At 27.8% G+C, this 20012-nt stretch carries 17 protein-coding genes; 11 read left to right on the forward strand and 6 right to left on the reverse strand.

Going from position 1 to position 20012, the window contains the following annotated elements:
- Nucleotides 1-192: 192 nt before the first annotated feature.
- The 7 genes from PF569_07785 (at nt 193) to secY (ending at nt 7894) form a co-directional block, all read left to right on the forward strand.
- A complete protein-coding gene (locus PF569_07785) occupies nt 193-708 on the forward strand; it encodes an NMD3-related protein (protein MDA3856131.1) in 516 nt (171 codons plus the stop codon).
- Nucleotides 709-1034: 326 nt separating this feature from the next.
- Nucleotides 1035-2486, forward strand: a complete 1452-nt coding sequence (locus PF569_07790) for a hypothetical protein (GenBank protein ID MDA3856132.1) — start codon at nt 1035-1037, stop codon at nt 2484-2486.
- Entirely contained in the window at nt 2483-4102 is a 1620-nt protein-coding gene (locus PF569_07795; GenBank protein ID MDA3856133.1) for a hypothetical protein, read from the forward strand. Before PF569_07790 ends, PF569_07795 begins: the two co-directional genes overlap by 4 nt.
- 205 nt (nt 4103-4307) lie before the next feature.
- On the forward strand, nt 4308-4949 hold the full coding sequence (locus tag PF569_07800) for a nucleoside monophosphate kinase (GenBank protein ID MDA3856134.1): 642 nt from the start codon (nt 4308-4310) through the stop codon (nt 4947-4949).
- A 133-nt stretch (nt 4950-5082) separates the two neighbouring features.
- Nucleotides 5083-5841, forward strand: coding sequence for an MBL fold metallo-hydrolase (locus PF569_07805; protein MDA3856135.1), 759 nt, complete (start codon nt 5083-5085; stop codon nt 5839-5841).
- Nucleotides 5842-5941: 100 nt separating this feature from the next.
- Nucleotides 5942-6433, forward strand: coding sequence for an AAA family ATPase (locus PF569_07810; protein MDA3856136.1), 492 nt, complete (start codon nt 5942-5944; stop codon nt 6431-6433).
- Nucleotides 6434-6475: 42 nt separating this feature from the next.
- Entirely contained in the window at nt 6476-7894 is a 1419-nt protein-coding gene (gene secY, locus PF569_07815; protein MDA3856137.1) for a preprotein translocase subunit SecY, read from the forward strand.
- 31 nt (nt 7895-7925) lie between these two features.
- Here the strand turns inward: secY and PF569_07820 are convergent, their stop codons facing one another.
- A complete protein-coding gene (locus PF569_07820) occupies nt 7926-9134 on the reverse strand; it encodes a tripartite tricarboxylate transporter permease (protein MDA3856138.1) in 1209 nt (402 codons plus the stop codon).
- A 199-nt stretch (nt 9135-9333) separates the two neighbouring features.
- On the opposite strand from PF569_07820, the gene radB reads away from it, so the two are divergent.
- Nucleotides 9334-10014: a DNA repair and recombination protein RadB gene (radB, locus tag PF569_07825; protein MDA3856139.1), complete on the forward strand. Its 681-nt coding sequence runs from the start codon at nt 9334-9336 to the stop codon at nt 10012-10014.
- Nucleotides 10015-10095: 81 nt separating this feature from the next.
- Complete coding sequence (locus PF569_07830; GenBank protein MDA3856140.1) at nt 10096-10470, forward strand: nuclear transport factor 2 family protein; 375 nt, start codon at nt 10096-10098, stop codon at nt 10468-10470.
- Between the two features lie 5 nt (nt 10471-10475).
- Here PF569_07830 and PF569_07835 read toward each other — a convergent pair whose 3' ends face one another.
- Both PF569_07835 and PF569_07840 read right to left on the reverse strand, forming a co-directional pair.
- The gene (locus tag PF569_07835) at nt 10476-11243 is read right to left on the reverse strand and encodes a hypothetical protein (protein MDA3856141.1); all 768 of its coding nucleotides are present in this window, start codon (nt 11241-11243) and stop codon (nt 10476-10478) included.
- 59 nt (nt 11244-11302) lie between these two features.
- Entirely contained in the window at nt 11303-11503 is a 201-nt protein-coding gene (locus tag PF569_07840) for a MoaD/ThiS family protein (GenBank protein MDA3856142.1), read from the reverse strand.
- A gap of 138 nt (nt 11504-11641) precedes the next feature.
- On the opposite strand from PF569_07840, the gene PF569_07845 reads away from it, so the two are divergent.
- Nucleotides 11642-12643: a sugar phosphate nucleotidyltransferase gene (locus PF569_07845; protein ID MDA3856143.1), complete on the forward strand. Its 1002-nt coding sequence runs from the start codon at nt 11642-11644 to the stop codon at nt 12641-12643.
- A 33-nt stretch (nt 12644-12676) separates the two neighbouring features.
- On the opposite strand, the gene PF569_07850 is transcribed toward PF569_07845, so the two are convergent.
- Both PF569_07850 and PF569_07855 read right to left on the reverse strand, forming a co-directional pair.
- A complete protein-coding gene (locus PF569_07850) occupies nt 12677-13300 on the reverse strand; it encodes a hypothetical protein (protein ID MDA3856144.1) in 624 nt (207 codons plus the stop codon).
- Between the two features lie 84 nt (nt 13301-13384).
- On the reverse strand, nt 13385-13843 hold the full coding sequence (locus PF569_07855; protein ID MDA3856145.1) for a hypothetical protein: 459 nt from the start codon (nt 13841-13843) through the stop codon (nt 13385-13387).
- Between the two features lie 110 nt (nt 13844-13953).
- Here PF569_07855 and PF569_07860 point away from each other — a divergent pair, with 110 nt between their 5' ends.
- Nucleotides 13954-19086, forward strand: coding sequence for a hypothetical protein (locus PF569_07860; GenBank protein MDA3856146.1), 5133 nt, complete (start codon nt 13954-13956; stop codon nt 19084-19086).
- 2 nt (nt 19087-19088) lie between these two features.
- On the opposite strand, the gene PF569_07865 is transcribed toward PF569_07860, so the two are convergent.
- Nucleotides 19089-20012 (reverse strand): hypothetical protein (locus PF569_07865; protein ID MDA3856147.1); only part of this gene is annotated, 924 nt, incomplete at its 5' end.

The raw sequence follows: 20012 nt of genomic DNA on the forward strand, positions 1-20012 counted from the left end.
TTTGTTAATTTTATTTTGATCATCACTATTACTATAATTATTAATATTAATATTATTACTATTACTACCATTACTAATTTGAATAATTTATGTAATAATTATATTAATCATTGATATTATAGTTAAGTTAATAAAACTATTATTATTCTTTACTATTAGTAGTATCACTTATAAAGAAAGATGTATGATGAGATGAAATTAGAATTTAACATGGAACAAATGATGTGTAGCTCATGTAAAAAAACTTCCACTGAATATTATGAGTTGAAGTTACAATTGAGGTTTATGTATTTTCAAGATATAGATGAAGTAAAAGAAGAAGCTCTTGTTTTATTAAATAAAACTTTTGATAGTATTAATAAAGTAGAAGAATTAGATGGTGGTTATGATATATTTTTTAGGTCACATTCTTTAATCAATAAAGTAAGTTCTACTTTTAATAATAAATATTTTATAGAAGAGAAGAGATCTAAGAAAATTGTAGGTCATAATTTTTTAGAATCTAAAAGTGTGTGGAGACATACTCTTTTAATTAATATTATTAATTTAAAAACAAAAGATAGAATTAAAATTAGAGGAGAGATTTATTGGATTAAAGCTTTTAATAAGAAAGAGTTAGTTTTAAGGAATGAGAGTGATGGATCTAAATATGTTGTATCATATAATATGATTAGTGATTATTTTGAGTTATTAGGAGATAAGGAATAATTTAATTTTATATTTTAGATATAATTGATATTAAGTTTTAATTCTGATTTTTTTTCAATTTTAGTTTGCAGTGGAAATTAAGGGGTGTGGGTATTTCCTTTGGAATTATATATAATAGTAATTTAAAATTATTTTCACTATTGTAAAATAATAATCAATTTTTAATATATAATAAATTAAGAGTTATTTATGATAAGAGTTTCTTTTGGAAAAAATAAATTAAAAATCTCAAAAAAAAGATTTTTAGTCATTCATTAAAGAATAAGAAAGGATTTCAGTTTGCTCTTGAGAGTTTAGTTGGTGTAGTTTTATCTGTAATTGCACTTATGTTTATTGTTAGTTTATTTTCTAAAGTTTTTTTACAAACACCAACAAATGAAAAAATTGTAGATTACAATGCTAGAAGTATTGTTTCTTTTGTTGATTTTTCTTCTAAAAAATATTCTACTGAAGAAAATTGTTATACTATGTTAAAATTAGAAAATTTAGAGAATTATCAATTTACAGAAGATGGGAGAAATTATTTTTATGTAATTGGAAAAAAAGGTTTAGATACCGGTGTTTATATTATAAAAATGGAATATCTGAAAAATGTTTATGAAACTGAATCTTTAAATGATGTTCCTGCTAAATTTTACAAGTTTAAGCAAGATGATATTAAACTTATGTTAGATGATACTGCAGATTTAGGTTTTACTCTTAATGTTGAAATTTTTTCATTTGGAGGAGTTGATACTAACCTTAAATTAGAAGAAGATGTTAGATTTATTTTATTAGTTCCAGATTTTGATGTAAAATTAGGAATGTTTACTGTTGAATTTTTAAATAAAAATCAAAATGTTTTAAGAGGAAAAATTTATAAAAATGATGATGAAGAAGAACCAGAAGGATTTCATTTAGGTTTTAATTCTTATAATGGAGAATTATTTTTAACTAAATCTGATTATTCTAATAGTTTAATTGGATATAAGAGTTGTTTTTCAAATGAAATTTCTCAAAATTATTATGAGCAGATAATTTTGAATGATCCTCAATTAGCTGATTTTGTAAATAAAAAATTGATTTTTGATTATGTTGATGAAAATGGTTTAGAATACGATTTTAAATTTGTTTGGTCTGTTAATGGAATAGAGTGTCCAACTAGTGAGAATAAAAAATGTGTAGATTATTTAGGAGATAATTTTGAAGAATTAACTTATGATGAATTTAGAAAAAAAGTAAGAGATGTGTATAATAACAAATTTAAGGATACCTCGGGAGTAGGTGGTTCAAAATTAGTTGATATAAAAGAATTAAATTATGAGGATATAATTAATGGTAATTTAGAAAACATTGAACCTTATGATTATGAGTCTTTATTTGTTGAATATGATATGGGACATTTATACAGAGCTAACACTGAAAATGTTATGAGGGCAGATTTTGGAGATTTTGCTTTTCAGGGTTTTAAAGAAGAAAATATTGAATGTGATGATAATGAATTTTGTGATTATGGAGGTTTTAAAAATGGAAATATTTATTATTATAATCCCGATTTTGAAGGTTTTGTTATGTTTAATATTAATATGTTAAGGAAATACAATAATGAATATTATTTCGTTGGTGAAAAAATTGATTTGAATAAGGGTAAGTTTGATGATGTGAATTGGTCTCCATTAAGAAAAGATTTTGAATTTTATAGTTTTAATATTCCAACAGAGTTAGGAACAAGAACTGTATTTTTATCCAAAGCTCAATTGAGTGGTGTTAGAAGTTTTAGTGGTGGTGTTGAAGAATGATTAGATTTGATAAAAAAGCAAATTCAACATATATTTTAGTTATGATAATTGTTACTTTAGTTTCTTTTTTTGTTTATTTGAGTTTTTTTACTAATTTAATGCCAAATGCAGTTTCTTCTACAGATGATATTTCTTGTAGAACTTATCTTGCAATGAAGAGTTTTCCAGGAGTTAAATTTGGTGAATTTTTTTATAATATTAATCAAAAATGTAGAGTTGATGATGATATAAAGATAGATTTAACAGACAAAGAAGAGGCATTTGAAGAAATTGCAGTAGAGATGTCTAGGTGTTGGTATAGATATGGAGAAGGAGAACTTGATTTTTTAAGTAGTTGGGATACTTCAGGAAATTGGTGTTTTTTGTGTGGCGCAGTAGAGATGAAAAGTAATGCCAATAGTTTCATGTTTAATGAGTTTATAACTTGGACAGAAGAGAATGATTTTAATGAGAGTTTGAATTTTTATGAATATATTGGTATGAGACATACTGATATTGATGATATTAAACTTGATGGGATAAGAGATGAGTATGAGGCTTTAGTTAATGATCCTGATATTGGTGGAGAGTATAAAGATTTAATTATGGTTTTAAGTAATCAAATTACAGATTTAACTGAACTTAAGAATAAAAGAATAGATTCAGTAGATGAGAAAGTTTATATTGTTTATAGATATGATAGGGTTGATAAAAAATTTGAAGAAAATTTAAAAGATGCTGGAAATAGCGCATTAACTGGGGCTATAGGAGGTTTGGCTTTATCTATGCTTGCAGAAGGTTTAGCTGAAGCTGCAATAGGGGGAACTATTGGTTTTGTAGCAGGTTCAGTTGTTCCTGTAGGAGTAACTTCAGTTATAGGTGGAGTTGGAGGAGCAGGAGCTGGTTTTATTTTTGGAGTTTTAAATGGAGCTAAAAAAACAGTTATGTCTGTTGATAAAGTTTTGAGAATTACTAAACTTATGAAAAAGATTTCAACACATGTTAAAAATTCGAGATTTTTAGTTAAAGGTGGAGAAGAATTAGTAGAACATTCAGATGAATTATTTAAAGCAGAAAAATTAGTTGTAGATACACTTCAAGCTGAAGTTAAATTATCCAAAAGAATTCAAGATTTTGAAGCAACACCAAAAGAAATGGAGGAATTTGCATCTTTTATTGCAAAAGATCATCCTGATATGAGTAAATCATTTAAAGGTATTAGTGAGATTATGACTGACCTTGAAATTGATAATTTTAAGAGTATTGATAAAAAAATATTTAATTTGAAAGCTGATAAAATTTCACTTAATAAATTAGAGACAAGTATTAAAGGTATTGATCCAAAAACATTAGAAGAATTAGCGGCCAAAAATGGTGCTTTAGGTGAAGAAATTGTAAATTTGCAGGCTTTAAGAAATTTAGCATTAGATGAAATTACTAAGATGAGTAAGGGAGTAGAAATAAATGAAGTTCCAGGTATTAAGAATTATTTAAGAGCTGCATCAGTTATTGTTCCAGCCGTAGTTGGAGGTGTTGTTGGCACTGCACTTAATGATAATTATAGACAGTATGTAGATTTACTTACAAGAGAACAATATTATAGATTGTGTGGGACTGAGAGAGGAAATTTTGGTTAGTAACAAAACATAGTAAAATTAATTTTTTATGTGCATTTTAAAATTAAGAATTTTAAATAGTTTTATAAATACTTTTTTTGTTTAATTAATATAAATAAATAAATTAAAAGATGAAGAATAAAAAAAATTATTATATTATTTCAATTACGATTTTTGTAGTATGGTTGATTTTCATTTCATTTTTGTATTTTAGTTTTAAATAAAGATGGTGGAAGAGGAAAATAAAAAATTAGCAATAATATTACTTGGGGCTCCAGGTAGTGGAAAAGGAACACAAGGAGAAATCTTAGAGAAGAGTATTGGTTTTAAGAGATATGTTATGAGTGATTTAATTAAGAAAGAATTAAAACCAGGTTCTCAGATTGGTGAGAAAATTAAAAAAGGAATACTTCTTGGTGATTCAGATATTTTTAAAACTTTTAGGGAAGGATTTAAGTCAGAAAAAGAAATCATTATTGATGGAGTTCCTAGAACACTTGATCAGGCTTATTGGCTTTATGGTTTTTTAATGAGACATGAGTATGAAATTAAATTGGTTTTCTTTAATGTTGATGAGAAAAAATTAGTTAAGAGAATTACTTCTAGAGTTTATTGTCCAAAGTGTCATAGAGGTTACAATACTCTTTTGAAGAAACCTAAAAAAGAAGGGATTTGTGATTTTGATTCTGAGAAACTTATTCAAAGAGAAGATGATACAAAGAAGATTTTTGGTGAGAGACTTAAAATTTTTGATGATGTAAGAAATGCAATTCTTAATGTTTATGAGGGAGAAATTATTAATGTTGATGGAGATTCAGGAATTGATAAAGTTAGCCAAGATTTACTTAAAAAAATTGTTGTTAGATAGTTAAATTGATTTTAATTAAATAGTTAAAAAATAAAAAAAAATGAGAAGTTCCACTTAAACTTCCCAAAGTTTCACATGGGAAGGGATGCAAACAAATGCATTTGTTTGATGCCTTGTTAAAATAAAAAAAAAGATGAGAAGTTTTGCTTTGGCCTCAGGGTCTTCAGGAAATTGTTATTATGTTGAAACAGATAAAGTTAAAATTTTAGTTGATGTAGGTTTAAGTTTTAAGAAGATTAAAGAGATTTTAGATTCAAGAGGTGTTGAAGTTGAAGATATTGATTATATTTTTATTACTCATGAGCATAGCGATCATGCTTCCGGGTTGCCTATGTTTTTGAAAAATGTTAAGAATGTGAAGATTTTATTGTCTCAAGGAACATATGATGGATTGAAGTTAAAACTTGAGAATTATGAGATTATCAAGAATCATCAAATAGTTACTTTAGAAGATTTGAAAACATTTGTTGTTGAAAAACCTCATGATACAATAGAAGCAATGTCTTTTGTTTTTGAAAACAATGGGATGAAGGTTGGAATTTTTACAGATATTGGTTATATTGGTGATGAGATTAAACATATTTTGAAGAGTTTAAATGTTGTTTATTTTGAGGCTAATTATTGTCAGAGTGTTATAAAAAATAATAGTGATTTAAATTATAATTATGTTAATCGGCTTACTTCTGATGAAGGGCATTTGGGGCTTGATGAGTGTTGCGATGTTTTGAAGAATGTAACTTTTGATTCGCAAAAAATTATTTTATCACATATTTCTACGAATACTAATTTTTATGAAAATGCTTATGTTAAAGTTAAAAATAGTTTAAAAGAAGTTGGATTGTTTCCAGAAATTTTTGTTAGTTTTCAAGGAGAAGCTACAGATTGGTTTTAACAATAGTTTTTTAATTAGAATATTATTAATATTTTTTAGATAAAAATGATGCAGTCAAAATTTCATTGAAATTTTTCGGTTTCATTTTAACAAGATAAAAATGATTATTGCGATTTCAGGAAGTGTTGGTGTTGGAAAAACAACTATTGCAAAAGAACTTTCTAAAAAATTAAGTTTTGAGATTATTCATTTGAATGATTGGGCAAAGGAGTTTATGATTGAAGAAGTTAAAGAACTTCAAACTTTTGATTTTAATGTTGAGGGTCTTATTCATAAGGTTAATCAATATATTTCTAATAATTTGAGTAAGAATATTATTTTTGAAGGACATTTTGCGCATTTTATTAATCCTGAATTAGTTGATTTTTTGTTTGTGATTACAAGAAATTTAAAGGAATTGGGCGCAGAGTATGAGAAAAGAGAGTATAATGAACAAAAAATTAAAGATAATTTAGAAGTAGAGAGTTTTAATTTGTGTTTTTATGAAGGAATTGAAGAGGGTTATGAAGAGGAAAAACAGATTTTTGTTATTGAAAATTCTAAGAGTTTAGAGAAGATTTTGGTTGAGATTGAATATTTAATTAAAAGATAATAAAAGATAAGCTTTTTAAAGAAATTATTTTTATTATTATATATGTCGTTTTATAGAAATCTGTTATTACACATTCCAGAGGTTAGAGGACCTGAGAAAAAACAGTCTTTGAAAAATCGAATGCTTTGGACATTTGGTATTTTAATTTTGTTTCTTTTTTTAGCTTCCGTGCCTTTGTTTGGAGTTGATGCTACTCAAGCATCGTATTTTAAGCATTTAGAGCTGTTATTAGGAGCAAAGATTGGAACTTTGCTAACATTAGGTATTGGTCCTATAGTTATGGGTTCAATTGTTTTACAATTGCTTAAAGGAGCAGGAATTTTAAAGTTTGATATGAATTCAGAAGAAGGTAAATTTATTTATGCTGGAACTCATAAACTTGTTACATTTGTGTTTATTATTGTTGAATCTTTAGCATATGTTGCTTTTGGAGGTATTGCCGCCAAATCGCCCGAGTTTTTTTGGGTGGTCGTAATTCAATTAGGGCTTGGTGCACTTATCGTATTTTATATGGACGAAGTTGTTAAAAAATGGGGTTTTGGTTCAGGAGTTTCATTATTTATTGCTGCAGGAATTGCGCAAGCAGTTTTTACACAGATGTTTAGTCCATATAGTGTAACCGGAGTTTTGGCTTGGCCTTTTGGTTCTGAAGCGCCAATTGGTAGTCTGATTGCATTGTTTTATTATTTAAGAATTGCTGAGATTGCATTATTATTCACAGAAGTTTTAATTCCTGTTGGAATTACAGTTTTACTTTTCTTTGTGATTGTATTTTTTCAATCAATTAATGTTGAGATTCCACTGTCTTTTGGTAAGGTTAGAGGACAGAGCATTAAATGGCCACTAAATTTCTTTTATTCAGGAGTAATTCCAATCATTTTAATTTCAGCTCTTGCGGCTAATTTAAGATTATGGTCAACTCTTTTGATGAATTTTGTTGGTGAGAATACTTCAGGTTTTGCCTATTTTGTGTCTAAATATCTTTTAGGACAAGTAACTGCTACAGGAACACCAACTTCTGGAATTATTAATTGGATTTATCCTTTAACTTTGACTGATCATTTGAGTACGATTCTTTCATTTGATGTGTGGCCTCATATGCTTTCATATATGATTTATATGGTTGTAGGAGCTACAGTTTTTTCATATTTTTGGGTTCAAACTTCAGGTATGGATTCAAGGTCTCAAGCTAAGCAAATTATTAATTCAGGTTTACAAATTCCAGGATTTAGAAAGGATGAGAGAATTATTGAGAGAGTTTTAGATAGATATATTGTACCTTTAACTATTATGGGTGGAATTGGTATTGGTCTTTTAGCTTTTACTGCTGATACTTTATCAGCACTTACTTCAGGAACAGGTATTTTACTTTTAGTTATGATTATTTATCAAATGTATCAACAATTAGCAAGAGAGTCTATGGATGATTTTGCTTTATTGAAGAAAGTTATGAGAAAGTAAACCTGGTTTACTTTATTTTTTATTCTTTATTTTATATCAAATTAATTACTATTGGTATTATTAGTACATTCATTAGATGAACTCGTTTTATGTTTAAATGAATGCATAGAGTTCCAAGAGAAATTGATGCTATCAGTATTAGTGTTGAGAAAAAATTTGTGATTGATATAATGAGAATTGTTAATGATAAAATTATTATTATGTTGAATTTTTTTTGATTTATTTTTGTAAATATTTGTATTAATATTTTTCCAAGTTTTAATGTTAGAAAGAATGCTATAATTGAGATTAGTATTGTTATGATTAGGAAGAGTATTAATTGGTTTTGAGAAATTGTTGTTTGAATTTGCGAGATGGCAATTATTGCTCCATTTCTTGCTCTGTTAATTAAATAGAATGTTAATATGCTTAATATGAAATTTGTCGTATTAATTATTCCCAGAGTTACTATGAATAGTTCTGTATTAATTTTTTTGAAAAACAGAGTTGAGAGAGTTGCTGCTTGAGAGTTTCCAATTCCTGGAGTTATTGAACAAAAAGATGCACTTATTCCTCCAATAAATATTGATTTGAAAAAGTTTTTGTCTGCTTTAAATTTTATTGTTAAATCTTGTTTGGGTATTTTTTCATTAGATTTTAGACTGTAGAGGAGAGTTGAGATTCCAAAAATTCCACTAAATAAGATCAATAGAGGTTGTTTTGAATGTGGAGAATTTAATGCTATTATTCCTAGTCCTGCTGCAAAGAGTGTTATGATAATTGCCCAAAATATTTTTGAGATAGTTTTTTCTGTGAGAATTAAAATTAGAATTGTTATTAATAGTAAGTATGGTGTAATTTTTTGAAATATAGGATATATTGATTGTATTGTTAAAAAGAATATTGGTCCAATTAGAATTAAGAATATAATTGATGCTAGACTCCCTATGGAGCTTAAAAATAGTGCTTGGTATGCTTTGCCCTCTAGAGTTAATCTATGTGCGGGCAAAACGCTTAGAGCAGTGTCTTCACTAGGGATTCCAAATACTATTGAGGGGATGAAATCTACAAAAGTGTGAGTTATTGACATTGTTAAAACTAATATTGATATTTCGGTTTTATTAAAATATATAAGAAGAGAAGCTAAATTTACAATTATCAGAGAAGCTATCATGTTAATATGGAGTCCAGGGATTAAACCTGTTAAAGTGCCAAATAAGATTCCAAGAATTATAGGGATAATTAATATTGGAATTTCCATATTTTGTTTTGATTTTTTGTTTTTTAAATTGTATTTGATTAATGTTTATCCTAAAGTGTTGTTTTTTTATCCTGAAAATTTAAAATTGGATGTATTCTTTAGTATTTTTTCCTTGAAAATGTTAAAATGAATTTGATGTAATCTCAAAAAAGTTTTTTTTAAGCACTATGTTTATAAATAATGTAGAGGTTTAATTTGTATGAGTTTTTTTTTAGATAATTGTTTTGGTAATTTGGTTGGAAATCTTGAAGCTACTACAATTACTACAATTTTTGGACCTCCAGGTTCAGGAAAATCTACAATTTGTTTTGAGTATTTGAATGAATGCGTGAAATCTGGAAAGAAAGCAATTTATGTTGATACTGAGGGAGGGTTTAGTGTTGAGAGGTTGAAACAAATAGATCCCAATATTGATTTGAGTCAGATTATTGTTTTTTCGCCAAAGAGTTTTGAGGAACAAAAAAATATTATTGCCCAACTTGATGAACAAATTAAAAATAATAAAAATATAGGACTTGTTATTGTGGATTCTTTAGTTATGCATTATAGGTTAAAATTAGAAGGCGCACCACAGAAAATTAATTCTGAACTTGCTGAACAACTTAGAGTTTTAACAAAGATTTCAAGAACTTTTGATATTCCTATTTTTGTTACAAATCAGATGTATACAACTTTTGATACAAAAGAGAGGAGAATGGTTGGCGGAACACTAATTGAGTATTGGTCTAAGACTATTGTTGAGATTGAAAGAGAGGGTGATTCTCGTAGATTAATTTTAAAGAAACATAAGTCAAAAAAAGAAGGTGAGAAGGTAAATTTTGAGATTAAAAATTCAGGAGTTATTTTTAATAAGAATAGAAGTTTTAATTTTTTTAAATAATTTGTATAGAGTTGTAATTTTTTTAGATTAGATAGATTATATTATACAAAGGAATTTAAATAAGTTTTTTCATATTTTTTTATGGTAGAAAAAAAAGTTGTTTTAGATTTAATAGAGATATATAAAAAAGCATGGATTACTCAAGATCCTGAAATGATAATTACTATCTTTCATGAAAATTGTGAATATGGTGAGTATTTATTAAAAGGAGCATATAAAGGTCATCAAGAAATAAAAGATTATTGGCAGAGAAAAGTTGTTGAAGAACAATCAGAGATTAAATTTAATTTATTGAATTTGTATATTGATGGTGATACTGCAATTGCTGAGTGGGATTCAACTTTTTTTAGTAATATTGAGAAAAAAACAATACATATTGTAGAAGTTGCAATTTTAGAAATTTTAGATGGAAAAATAAAAAGACTTAGAGAATATTGGCATTCTGAAAGATTGTAATTAATTTATTCAGCTATTTTTTCTTCTTGAGAAAATGTTGGCTCAACAGGAAGTTTTTTTGTTTTGTTTGGTTCTGAACCTTTAAAATTATCAGCAATTCTTGAGAGTTCATTTACATTATTTATCAGTGTTGGAGTAATTTTTTGGAATACTTTTTCTAGTGCTTTTATTTCTGAATTTACATCAAGGATATTTTTGTCGTATGATGATATTTTACCTATTAATTTAGATTCAAGTTTTGCAAATCCTTCACTTATGTTTAGAATATCATCTTTTAATAAATTGATTTGATTTTCAGTTATATCTTTCCATTTAATTATTTTATTTACACTTTCAATCATGGAGTCCCATTTTTCTTCGATTAGTTTTTCTACAGTTTCATCAATCATTTCAGTTATTTCTTCTTTACCTAAGGAATTATTATTTTGAGGTGTTAATGAATTTTGCATTTCAAAATTTTGTTGTTGATTTAAGTTTTGTTGGTTTGGATTTTGTTGTTCAAATTGATTTGCGTTTTGTGTTTGATTCATATTTGGTTGAGTTTGCGGATTTACAAATTCATCTTGCATATTTGTATTTTGAGTTTGAGTAGGATTTTGATTTGCAAAAGGATTTGCAAAATTTTGTTGCTCAGGACTTTGTGTTTTTACTTGTTCTTGTTGAATTGGAGCCGGAGTCATAGAACTTTTTTGTGTATCAGAAATAGTTGCTTGTTTTATGTCATTAGTTTGTTTTGTTTCTTCATTCTCTTTATGTTTATTAAAGAATCCCATATAATTTTATTTATTTATTTTTTTATATAAGCTATTTTTAACTTTTCAATAGAGAAATTTTATCCTCCTGAAACTACTGAGAGTAATTTTATTTTATCTTTGTCTTCAACTAGAGTTTCTTCAAGACAGACTTCATTGTTTTTTACTAGAATTACGGATTCAATAATTATTTTTTCGTTTTGTAAAATTTCTTTTAGAGTTGTAGGAGTTTTGAGTTCTATGTTTTTAGTTGTATCATCTTTTTCTAAGTAGAGTTCCATAATAGATTTAGTTTTTGATTATTTAAAAAATATTGCTATTTTTAATCAATTTAATTTCATTAAATAATTTTATAAATTATTTGGTTTGTATAGTTAAATTTACAAAACATTTATATACCTAGAAATAATATTCATTATATGAAAGTAGTGATACCTGTTGCAGGAGTTGGTTCAAGATTAAAACCGCATACTTTTTCTACACCTAAACCTTTAATGGATGTTGCTGGGAAGGCAATTCTTAGTTATATTGTAGACGAAATTTTAAAGTTAAATCCTACTGAAGTTATTTTTGTAGTTGGTCATTTGAAGTCTTCAATTGAAAATTATATTTCAAAAAATTATCCTGATATGAATAGTGTATTTGTTAATCAAACTATTGCTGATGGAGATGGTTCTGCAATTAGACTTGCATTAAATCATACTTCTGAAGATGATGATGTTTTAGTTGTTTTTGGTGATACTTTAATTGATTTTGATATTAAAAATGCGATTGAATTAAATCAGAAATCTGATTGTTTAGTTTTTGTTATGAAAGTTGAAAATCCTGAACATTATGGAGTTGTTAATTTAGATTTGAAAGGTACAATTATTAATACTGAAGAGAAGCCGGAGAATCCTAAATCAGATTTAGCAATTATTGGTGCTTATTATTTTAAGTCATCTTTTGTTTTGAGAGATTATTTGAATTATTTTTATGATAAAAAAATTACTGTTAAAGGTGAATTTAAATTAATTCAAGCAATTCAAGAATATATTGCAAAGGGAACTTTTGAAGTTTATGCATCAAAGGTTAAAAAATGGTTTGATTGTGGTAGAGTTAGTGTTTTACTTGAAGCAAATAATTATTTTTTGGAGAAGAGTTCTAAAGGAAAAATAGTAATGAGGGATACTAGTATTATTATACCTCCTTGTTTTGTTCATAAAAGTGCTCAACTTGAAAATTGTGTTATTGGACCTCATGTTTCTATTGGAGAAAATTGTCATTTGAAAGATGTTGCAGTTAAGCGTTCGATTATTAATCAAGGCGCATCAATTAAAAATATTGTTTTGTCTGATTCTTTGATTGGTAAAGATGCAAGTCTTAGAGATAAAGCAAGAAGAATGAATATTGGTGAGAAGTCTGAAGTGTATTTAGAATAAGGTTGTTTTTTATTTTATGTTTATTTTTTAGGTTTAATTTGATTTTAAGATTTTCAGATTTCCCCAAATATCTAATCTATCAATTAATCTTTTTCCTAGTGGTTTGTGGTGTAGGTGATTCTTTAATTTTTTTAGTTCTTCAATTAAGACGGGTTTTAACATTGGATTAATTCCACATTTCATTAAATTGTTTATATATTGAAGAGTTTTTTCATGTTCTGGGGTGGTTATGAAAATTTGAGATTCTGCTTCTTTTAGATCTTTTGAGGAGTATTCTAATTCTTTGAAATGTCTATTTAGATATTTATTTATTTTTGGTTCATTTTTTGCTATTTCTGTAAGTTGACCATTCCAATATTTTTGATAAGATTGGATTTCTTTGATTACTTCTGAAGTTCTAACTTTTAGGAAAGCTTGATTTCTAATTCCTAAGTTTTCAACAGGATTATGAGTTTCCATGGAGTGAGACATAATGAAATGACCTTGCTGAAATACTGAAGTGAATGAAGTCAAATAATCTACTTTGTGTAGTGCAGAATTTGAGAATTCATCTTGTGGAATAACTAATTTAATTTGTTCATCTGCATTATTATTTCTACAGATAATTATTTCATGTTCAGTTCTTGGGTCATTATATGAGAGTATATCATAATTCATAATTTTTATGAGTTTTTGTCTTTTATAAATTTGTTCTTTTTAGTGATAATTTTTAGAATAATTTGGTGAATAAATTTTTTATTTTTATCGCATAAAATCTCTTCTAATTTCAAGTAAAACTGGAATGTACGAATTGAATTTATCTAGGTATATAAAAAGTTCTTCTCCTTGTTTTATGTTTTCAACTTTGGTTTCATTTTCGAAAGTTTCATCTAAAGTTTTTTGTAATTTTAAATAGTTTTTTGTTAGATTTTTATTTTCTTTTAGAAGTTTATTTGTTTCTTTTTCTTCTTTTATGTAATAAATAACATCTGCTTCAAATTCATCTTCAGTTTCATATTTTTTGTTTTCAAAAAATAGTATGAATAATGCTTTGATTCTTTTGTATGCTTTAATTAAGTCAATATATGATTCTTCAAATTCTTTTTGATAATTTGTAAAGTTTTTTTCATTTTTTATTAAAATTTGAATTTCTAATAAATGCTCTTCGTATACAAGCATTGTTTCATATATTTTTCTTCGAGGAATATTTATCATGAACATCTTATTGTATCGTGTCCTCGGGTATTATTAAATGTTTGGTTTTTTATTCTTTTTGTCTCTTTTTAGTAAATCAAAATTATAATAAAGCATATTTTTAGGTTTTAAGTAAGATGTCCCGTAATATATATATAAAAATATTTTCAAGTATTTTTTTCATTACTTTTCTTTTAGTTTTTGCTCATGCAGCTTATCCTGAGTTTGAATTTGATACGACTAGTTATAATTCTGGTGCAGTTGATGTGATCTTGAGTGCATCTTCTGGAACTAAGGTTGATTTGTTTATTAATGAGAATTTCATTGGTTCACAAAATGTTTATGCATCTTCTAATATTGTGCATTTGGATGGAAGTGAGATTCTTGATGAGGAGGTTAGTATTTTTTCGAAGATTATTTTTATTAATGAAGATCCTTCGAGTGTTTACATTATCAATATTTCTTCTGGGCCTTACAAGAGATTGCTTTATGGACAAAATTTGGAGTTTGAAGCTAGAGTTGTTGAAGATATATCCTATACTAACGAAGAAACGGGCGTTAGTAGAACGATTAGTGTTGTTGATGAGTTGGTAGATGTTTATTTTAATAATTCAGCTTACAATACAAATGACTACATGGGAGATGGTTTGAATTCTTTTAAGTTTATTCAAAGTTATCCTGCAACTAGTTATTCAACTTCTGAAGAGTTTGTTTTTGATGTTGATTTTAATAAGTTTTCAAATATGATTACTTTGATTAACACTACTCCTATTAGTTCTGATAGGGATGCGTATTTTGCAGGTTATGTTAGTGATTCAAGGTATCCACTTTATTATTCAATTAATACTGCGCCAGCTGAGATTTCAAATCTTGCAGGACTTACACAAATTGTTCTTGATGGGGCAGATTTTGAAGTTAGTATGAGTAATTTGAGAGAAGGAAATAATACAATTTATTTTTTATCTGTTGATAATGTTCAAACTGATGTTTTTTCTGGAGAGACAATTGATTTTGTTGTTGTTGATACTGTTGATCCTATTATTAGAATTGTTCAAGCTTTGTATAGCCCTATTGGTGAGTCTTATGATTTGAATGCAGATTTTAGTGATGATGTTTTTATTAATGGAAAAAAACTTACTTTAGAGATTGTGTCTGATTCTGTTATTTTGAATTATACTTTTAATGATAAGGAAGATAGTGAAGAAGTTGAAGGAGAAAATGTTACTATTAATTTGAATTTAAATGAGGGACAAAATAATTTGACTCTTCTTGCAATTGATTCTGCTGGTAATTTTAACAAAGTTCAACATAATATTTATTATAGTGGTTCTAAACCTAAATTGATTAAAGAAACTTTAGAGCCTGCTGAGTTATTTGATTCACATACTGCTCATTTTTTCTTTGAGAAAATTTCAGGTAAGACTACTGTTCCTGATGTTGAGATGACTATTTTTACGATTCCACCAAAAGCTGTAACTATTGATGATAAGGCAGTTACTTGTGAGGATTTTGAATTTTTGTTTTTTCAAAATTTAGGACAACTAGATAGAGATAGAGTTGATAGTGTTGAAGTTAATATGAATGAGACTCAATTATCATTTTTGAATTTTATTTTACAAAAAGAGACTGTGACTTCTGGAAGTGATGGAAGTTTTGATGCGATTGTTACATTTAAGGAAGATAGTTTTGGAGTTAGTGATTTAAGAGAAGCAGGAACTAGTAATCCTACAATTGATAATGTAAAAAGTCGTAATATTGTTTGTTTTGCAATGAAAGATAAGTTTGGTAATTACAATATTGAAACTGAGATAGTTAATTTGGATGCAGGAAATACTATGTGGAAGCCTGCAGAGATAACAACAATTCCTAATAGTTTATACGCTTCTGAGATTGAGCAAACTGGAGATACTAGAAGTGGAAGTGGAAATGTTGAATTTGGGATGATTGCAAATTTTGAATATATTGGACCTGGAACTATTTCTCATTTAGATAGTTTTAGAATTAGTAAGGATTCTAAATTGAGAACTGGAGCTAAATTTAGTATTGATACTTCAAGATTGAATTATAGATTAGATAAAGATACTGGGAGAATGCTTATTTATGTGCCAGTGATTATTTTGGAGCAAGGAATTGAACCACTTGATTATCCTAGTGAATTAGAATTTAATTTTGAAGCAGATGTTAGATATTCAATTGATGATTTAGAAATTCCAATTGATGAGGCTAATCCAATTTATTTTAAGACTACGATTAATATTGAAAGACCTCTTGATCATACGAAGTGGCTTACACCTGCAATGATTATAAAATGGCAGAAATATTTGAATACTAGTATTGAATATACTACTATTGCAAAAGAGTATTTGGGTTACGCTTCAATTGTTGGAGTTGTTAGTTGTACTGGTATGAAGTTTTGGCATGCGGCAGAGTATACACAGATTGCTTTGATGGATGATGAGGCTGAACAAGTAGAAGCTAAAGCAGACGCAGATCAAAGATTGTATATGGTTTGTGATAGAGTAGCTTCTACTGCTTCACCTTATGAATGTGATGATAAGTTTAATTCAGATTACTTTTTATCAAAAGAAGATGTTAAAGCAGGTTTTGAAGTTCAAAGAGCAGGAGAAGTTGTAGGAAACATAATCCCTAATATTGGAGGAGAGTGTGATTCTAATGGTGATGGTACAAGAGATGGAGTCTATGTTTCAGGAGAAGGTAATAAATTTAAAGATGAGAGTGCTTATGGAGTAGTCAGAACGGTTGAAAGTGAAGTTTATTATCAAAAACAATGTTTACAAGTAGATAAAACTAAAACTCCTGCTGAAATTAATTTTACTTCATTTAGTTCTAATATGTGTTATAGTCCTGGAGCTCCAAATTTTGATGAGACAAGATGTAATTTTTTTGGAATGGATGAAGAAGGAGTTCCAGGTAAAGATCCTGCAACTAGTATTATTTCTTCGATTAGATGTGGAGCAATTACTGATACTTATTCACATACTAAAAACTTCTTGAAAATTCAAGAGAGTATTTATGATTGTTTAGAACAAGCTAAAATTGGAGACATAAAGGGAAGTTATTGCGAGAGACTTATGGGACAAGCAGTTTGTGATATTGCAACTAATGTAATTTTACCTGAATTTCAACAAAATATTGACCCTAGAAAAGGAGCATCAAAAGATGATGTTGAAAGAAATCCATTTACTAGTTTTTTAGGACAAGTAAAAGCTAATGAAAAAGCTTTTGATGATAGGTATTCTGGGACTTTATTTTCTGAGTCGGGACTTGGAACTGATCAACTAATTAATAAGGCATGTATTGGAGCTTTAACTGGAGATTGGAGCGTTTTAACTGATAATGTGTTATCTTCTATTGAACAAAATGAAGTTGAACCTTCTTTTGGACCTCCTTTTGCTGAGAGTAGACTTAATGGATATAATCCTATTACTGGAGATTTGAGTATTAATTATAGATTTACTTATTCGGCTTTATCTGGTGGACAAAAGATTGATACGGAAATAGAATTTATTTGTGACATAAATGCAGCTAATGGAGAGTATTGTCCTGAAGATGGGATTGTTAGTGCTGAGAATGTAGCAGGTTCGACTATTAATACAAAGAGAATTTATGTCTCAGCTGGAGCATCTAAACAAGAGACTGTAGTTGTTCTTGATGAGCAGGCAAGATTTTGGTATAATAAAATTAAAATGACTCATACTTACAAATTAAGAGATGAGACGCAAATTGAGACTAGAGAGTTTCCAATTATTCATAAGTCAGAAACACTTATTGCGAGCTGTTATTTTACTGCAGGAACAATGGGAGCTGGAGCAGGATGGAGTTGTGATAGTTTATTTGATAAAGATGCATTAATTTCAGCGTTTAGCATTGATAAATCTAAGACTAAACTACTTCCTGAAGGTCAAAGTACATTCTTTCCAGGAAATAGCGTATTTATGAATTTGGTTTACTCAGTTAAGAATGTGGATACCTTTAGTCAAGATGTTTCACTTGCTTATATGACTGTTTGTAATGAAGGAAGGGATACTGCCTTTTATATTCTTAATTCAGCAGGTTCTAGTATAATATCAACTCAAACATTAGATACTGTAAATCCTAATTATTTAGGTAGTGATCCTATTAAATTGTATGATGAATTACCTGAGTTAGAATCACAAACTGTTGGAGAGTATACAGCAATTCTTACCGGATTTGAATATGAAGGTCACAATGCTTTGAAGTTTTCTAATTCTTTAGGGCTTGAAGGTGCAATTCAAAATATTAAGAGAATTGAGGCTGATGGAGTTTTAATAGATAAATCTAATTTCATTATTCCACAAAATTTGAATGTTAATAATGCAGGTACTGAAAATTATATATTAATTCCTTTTACAAATACAGAATTTGGAACTTTAGAAGGTAAGACTATTAAAGAATTTAAGATTATATTTTCGAAGAAGCCTGAGAATATTTTAGTTACTTTAGTTAAAACAGGAGGTACTAATGGAATGCCTTATGAGGATGAATCTAATGGATTTACAATTCAAGATGGTATTGCAACAGCAGGCCCATGTAAAGTTTATATGAGGATACTTCCTTCTGAGCAAGCCGCTATGTTAACAAAAGATAATTTTAAGACATACAATCCACTTGCCGCTGATGGTGAGACTAGTAGTATTGAGACTAATGTTGATATTAGTGATATTATTGAGAAGACTTTTCAATTTAGTAAGAATACAGTAGGAGTTAATGTAAATTATTTTAGTGTTGTTAAACCTGTTAATGGTAAGAGTGTTTGTTTGGGTATAAATGATGGAGTTATTAGTGCAACTTCTATTGATATTCCTATTGAATTTATAGGTCAGAGTACTGGAGATATTGTTTCGGGAAGTGTTGATTTCAAATTATCTAATCAAAATGTTGAAATTATTGGAAGTGAACTTTCAAAAGATATTGTTAAAGGACTTGATAATAATAAATATGAAATTAGTTTAAATTTGGAAGATAATCCTAATTTGAAGAAATTACTTTTAGGTCAGAATAGTGATAGTGATTTAGCATCTGTTGCAGAAGGTCATGTTTTCGGGACTGCTCCATCAATTGAGTTGATTTTAAGATATACTTACACTTTGAATAATCAATATACTCCTAATACTTTAAACAAAGATACTACTAAAGAGAAAACAGGTTCCGGAGAAGTTAAATTTTATTTGACTGCAAATGAGAATTGTTATGAAGTTGTTGCAGATGATAATAATGGAGCTAGCTAATATTACGCATTGTAATATGGTGGTCCCCTTATTTTTGGAACATATGTTCTTAAAGGAATTTCTATAAGTTCATTCATTAGTTTGCCTTTAGATGTTATTTTATTATTTTTACTACCATTAGCATCATTATTAACATACATAAAACTACTCCAAGCTGCTACTAAACACCTATTATATCCATTTTCTGGATCACAAGATGTTTTGTCTTTTGGTAATGATTTGAATATGTTCATTGTTTCAGTTAGTTTTTTTGCTTTTTCTTGCATTGAAGTTAGTTGCAAAAAGTTTTGAGTTTCTTTTACTGCTAAATCTTCTCTCATGTATGCTGCTGCAAATATAGAATTTAAAAAATCAGTTTCTATTTCTTTTGGGTTTGTATACATATTTCTTATGTGTCTTCTATGCCAATTTGAGAAATAATTATGTATTCCTCTTTCAAAATATGATAGAGGTAAATTAATTTTTGACATATTATCATCAGAACTAAAAAATGAATTTGATTTACTCATTTTTTCACTCATAAAGTGAAGTGCAGGTTCAAGATATACTGTTTGCCATAAAATTTGTTTGTCCTTTATTCCAACTTTTCTATTCAATCTTTCATAAGTAGAATATTCATTAAATTTTTGTAATCCTTCGAATTCTTTTGCATAGATTAATGAAACAATTCTATCTCTACAATTTGCAAATCCTGGAGGTAATTGGGTTAAATCAAATCCAAATTTTGTTGTTGATTCAATTTCTCTTTTGTTGTATTTTATTTTTTTTAATGCTTCTTTTATTTTATCCGGGTTTGATGATGCAAATGAGAAATCAGGAATTGTTAAGTCTGCAGCGACTGCTGCAGTTAGTAGTGCTCCCTTTTTTATGAAGTCTCTTCTATTCATTCCACCAGTTTCTAGGTGCTCTGCTGCATCTGCAATTCC

Source organism: Candidatus Woesearchaeota archaeon, from assembly GCA_027858315.1.
Taxonomy (GTDB): Archaea; Nanobdellota; Nanobdellia; order Woesearchaeales; family UBA583; genus UBA583.

What these genes read in the sequence shown, in the direction of transcription:
- PF569_07785 (MDA3856131.1), top strand. Translation starts at nt 193, where the DNA reads ATGAAATTAGAATTTAACATGGAACAAATGATGTGTAGCTCATGTAAA.
- PF569_07790 (MDA3856132.1), top strand. Translation starts at nt 1,035, where the DNA reads ATGTTTATTGTTAGTTTATTTTCTAAAGTTTTTTTACAAACACCAACA.
- PF569_07795 (MDA3856133.1), top strand. Translation starts at nt 2,483, where the DNA reads ATGATTAGATTTGATAAAAAAGCAAATTCAACATATATTTTAGTTATG.
- PF569_07800 (MDA3856134.1), top strand. Translation starts at nt 4,308, where the DNA reads ATGGTGGAAGAGGAAAATAAAAAATTAGCAATAATATTACTTGGGGCT.
- PF569_07805 (MDA3856135.1), top strand. Translation starts at nt 5,083, where the DNA reads ATGAGAAGTTTTGCTTTGGCCTCAGGGTCTTCAGGAAATTGTTATTAT.
- PF569_07810 (MDA3856136.1), top strand. Translation starts at nt 5,942, where the DNA reads ATGATTATTGCGATTTCAGGAAGTGTTGGTGTTGGAAAAACAACTATT.
- secY (MDA3856137.1), top strand. Translation starts at nt 6,476, where the DNA reads ATGTCGTTTTATAGAAATCTGTTATTACACATTCCAGAGGTTAGAGGA.
- PF569_07820 (MDA3856138.1), bottom strand. Translation starts at nt 9,134, where the DNA reads ATGGAAATTCCAATATTAATTATCCCTATAATTCTTGGAATCTTATTT.
- radB (MDA3856139.1), top strand. Translation starts at nt 9,334, where the DNA reads ATGAGTTTTTTTTTAGATAATTGTTTTGGTAATTTGGTTGGAAATCTT.
- PF569_07830 (MDA3856140.1), top strand. Translation starts at nt 10,096, where the DNA reads ATGGTAGAAAAAAAAGTTGTTTTAGATTTAATAGAGATATATAAAAAA.
- PF569_07835 (MDA3856141.1), bottom strand. Translation starts at nt 11,243, where the DNA reads ATGGGATTCTTTAATAAACATAAAGAGAATGAAGAAACAAAACAAACT.
- PF569_07840 (MDA3856142.1), bottom strand. Translation starts at nt 11,503, where the DNA reads ATGGAACTCTACTTAGAAAAAGATGATACAACTAAAAACATAGAACTC.
- PF569_07845 (MDA3856143.1), top strand. Translation starts at nt 11,642, where the DNA reads ATGAAAGTAGTGATACCTGTTGCAGGAGTTGGTTCAAGATTAAAACCG.
- PF569_07850 (MDA3856144.1), bottom strand. Translation starts at nt 13,300, where the DNA reads ATGAATTATGATATACTCTCATATAATGACCCAAGAACTGAACATGAA.
- PF569_07855 (MDA3856145.1), bottom strand. Translation starts at nt 13,843, where the DNA reads ATGTTCATGATAAATATTCCTCGAAGAAAAATATATGAAACAATGCTT.
- PF569_07860 (MDA3856146.1), top strand. Translation starts at nt 13,954, where the DNA reads ATGTCCCGTAATATATATATAAAAATATTTTCAAGTATTTTTTTCATT.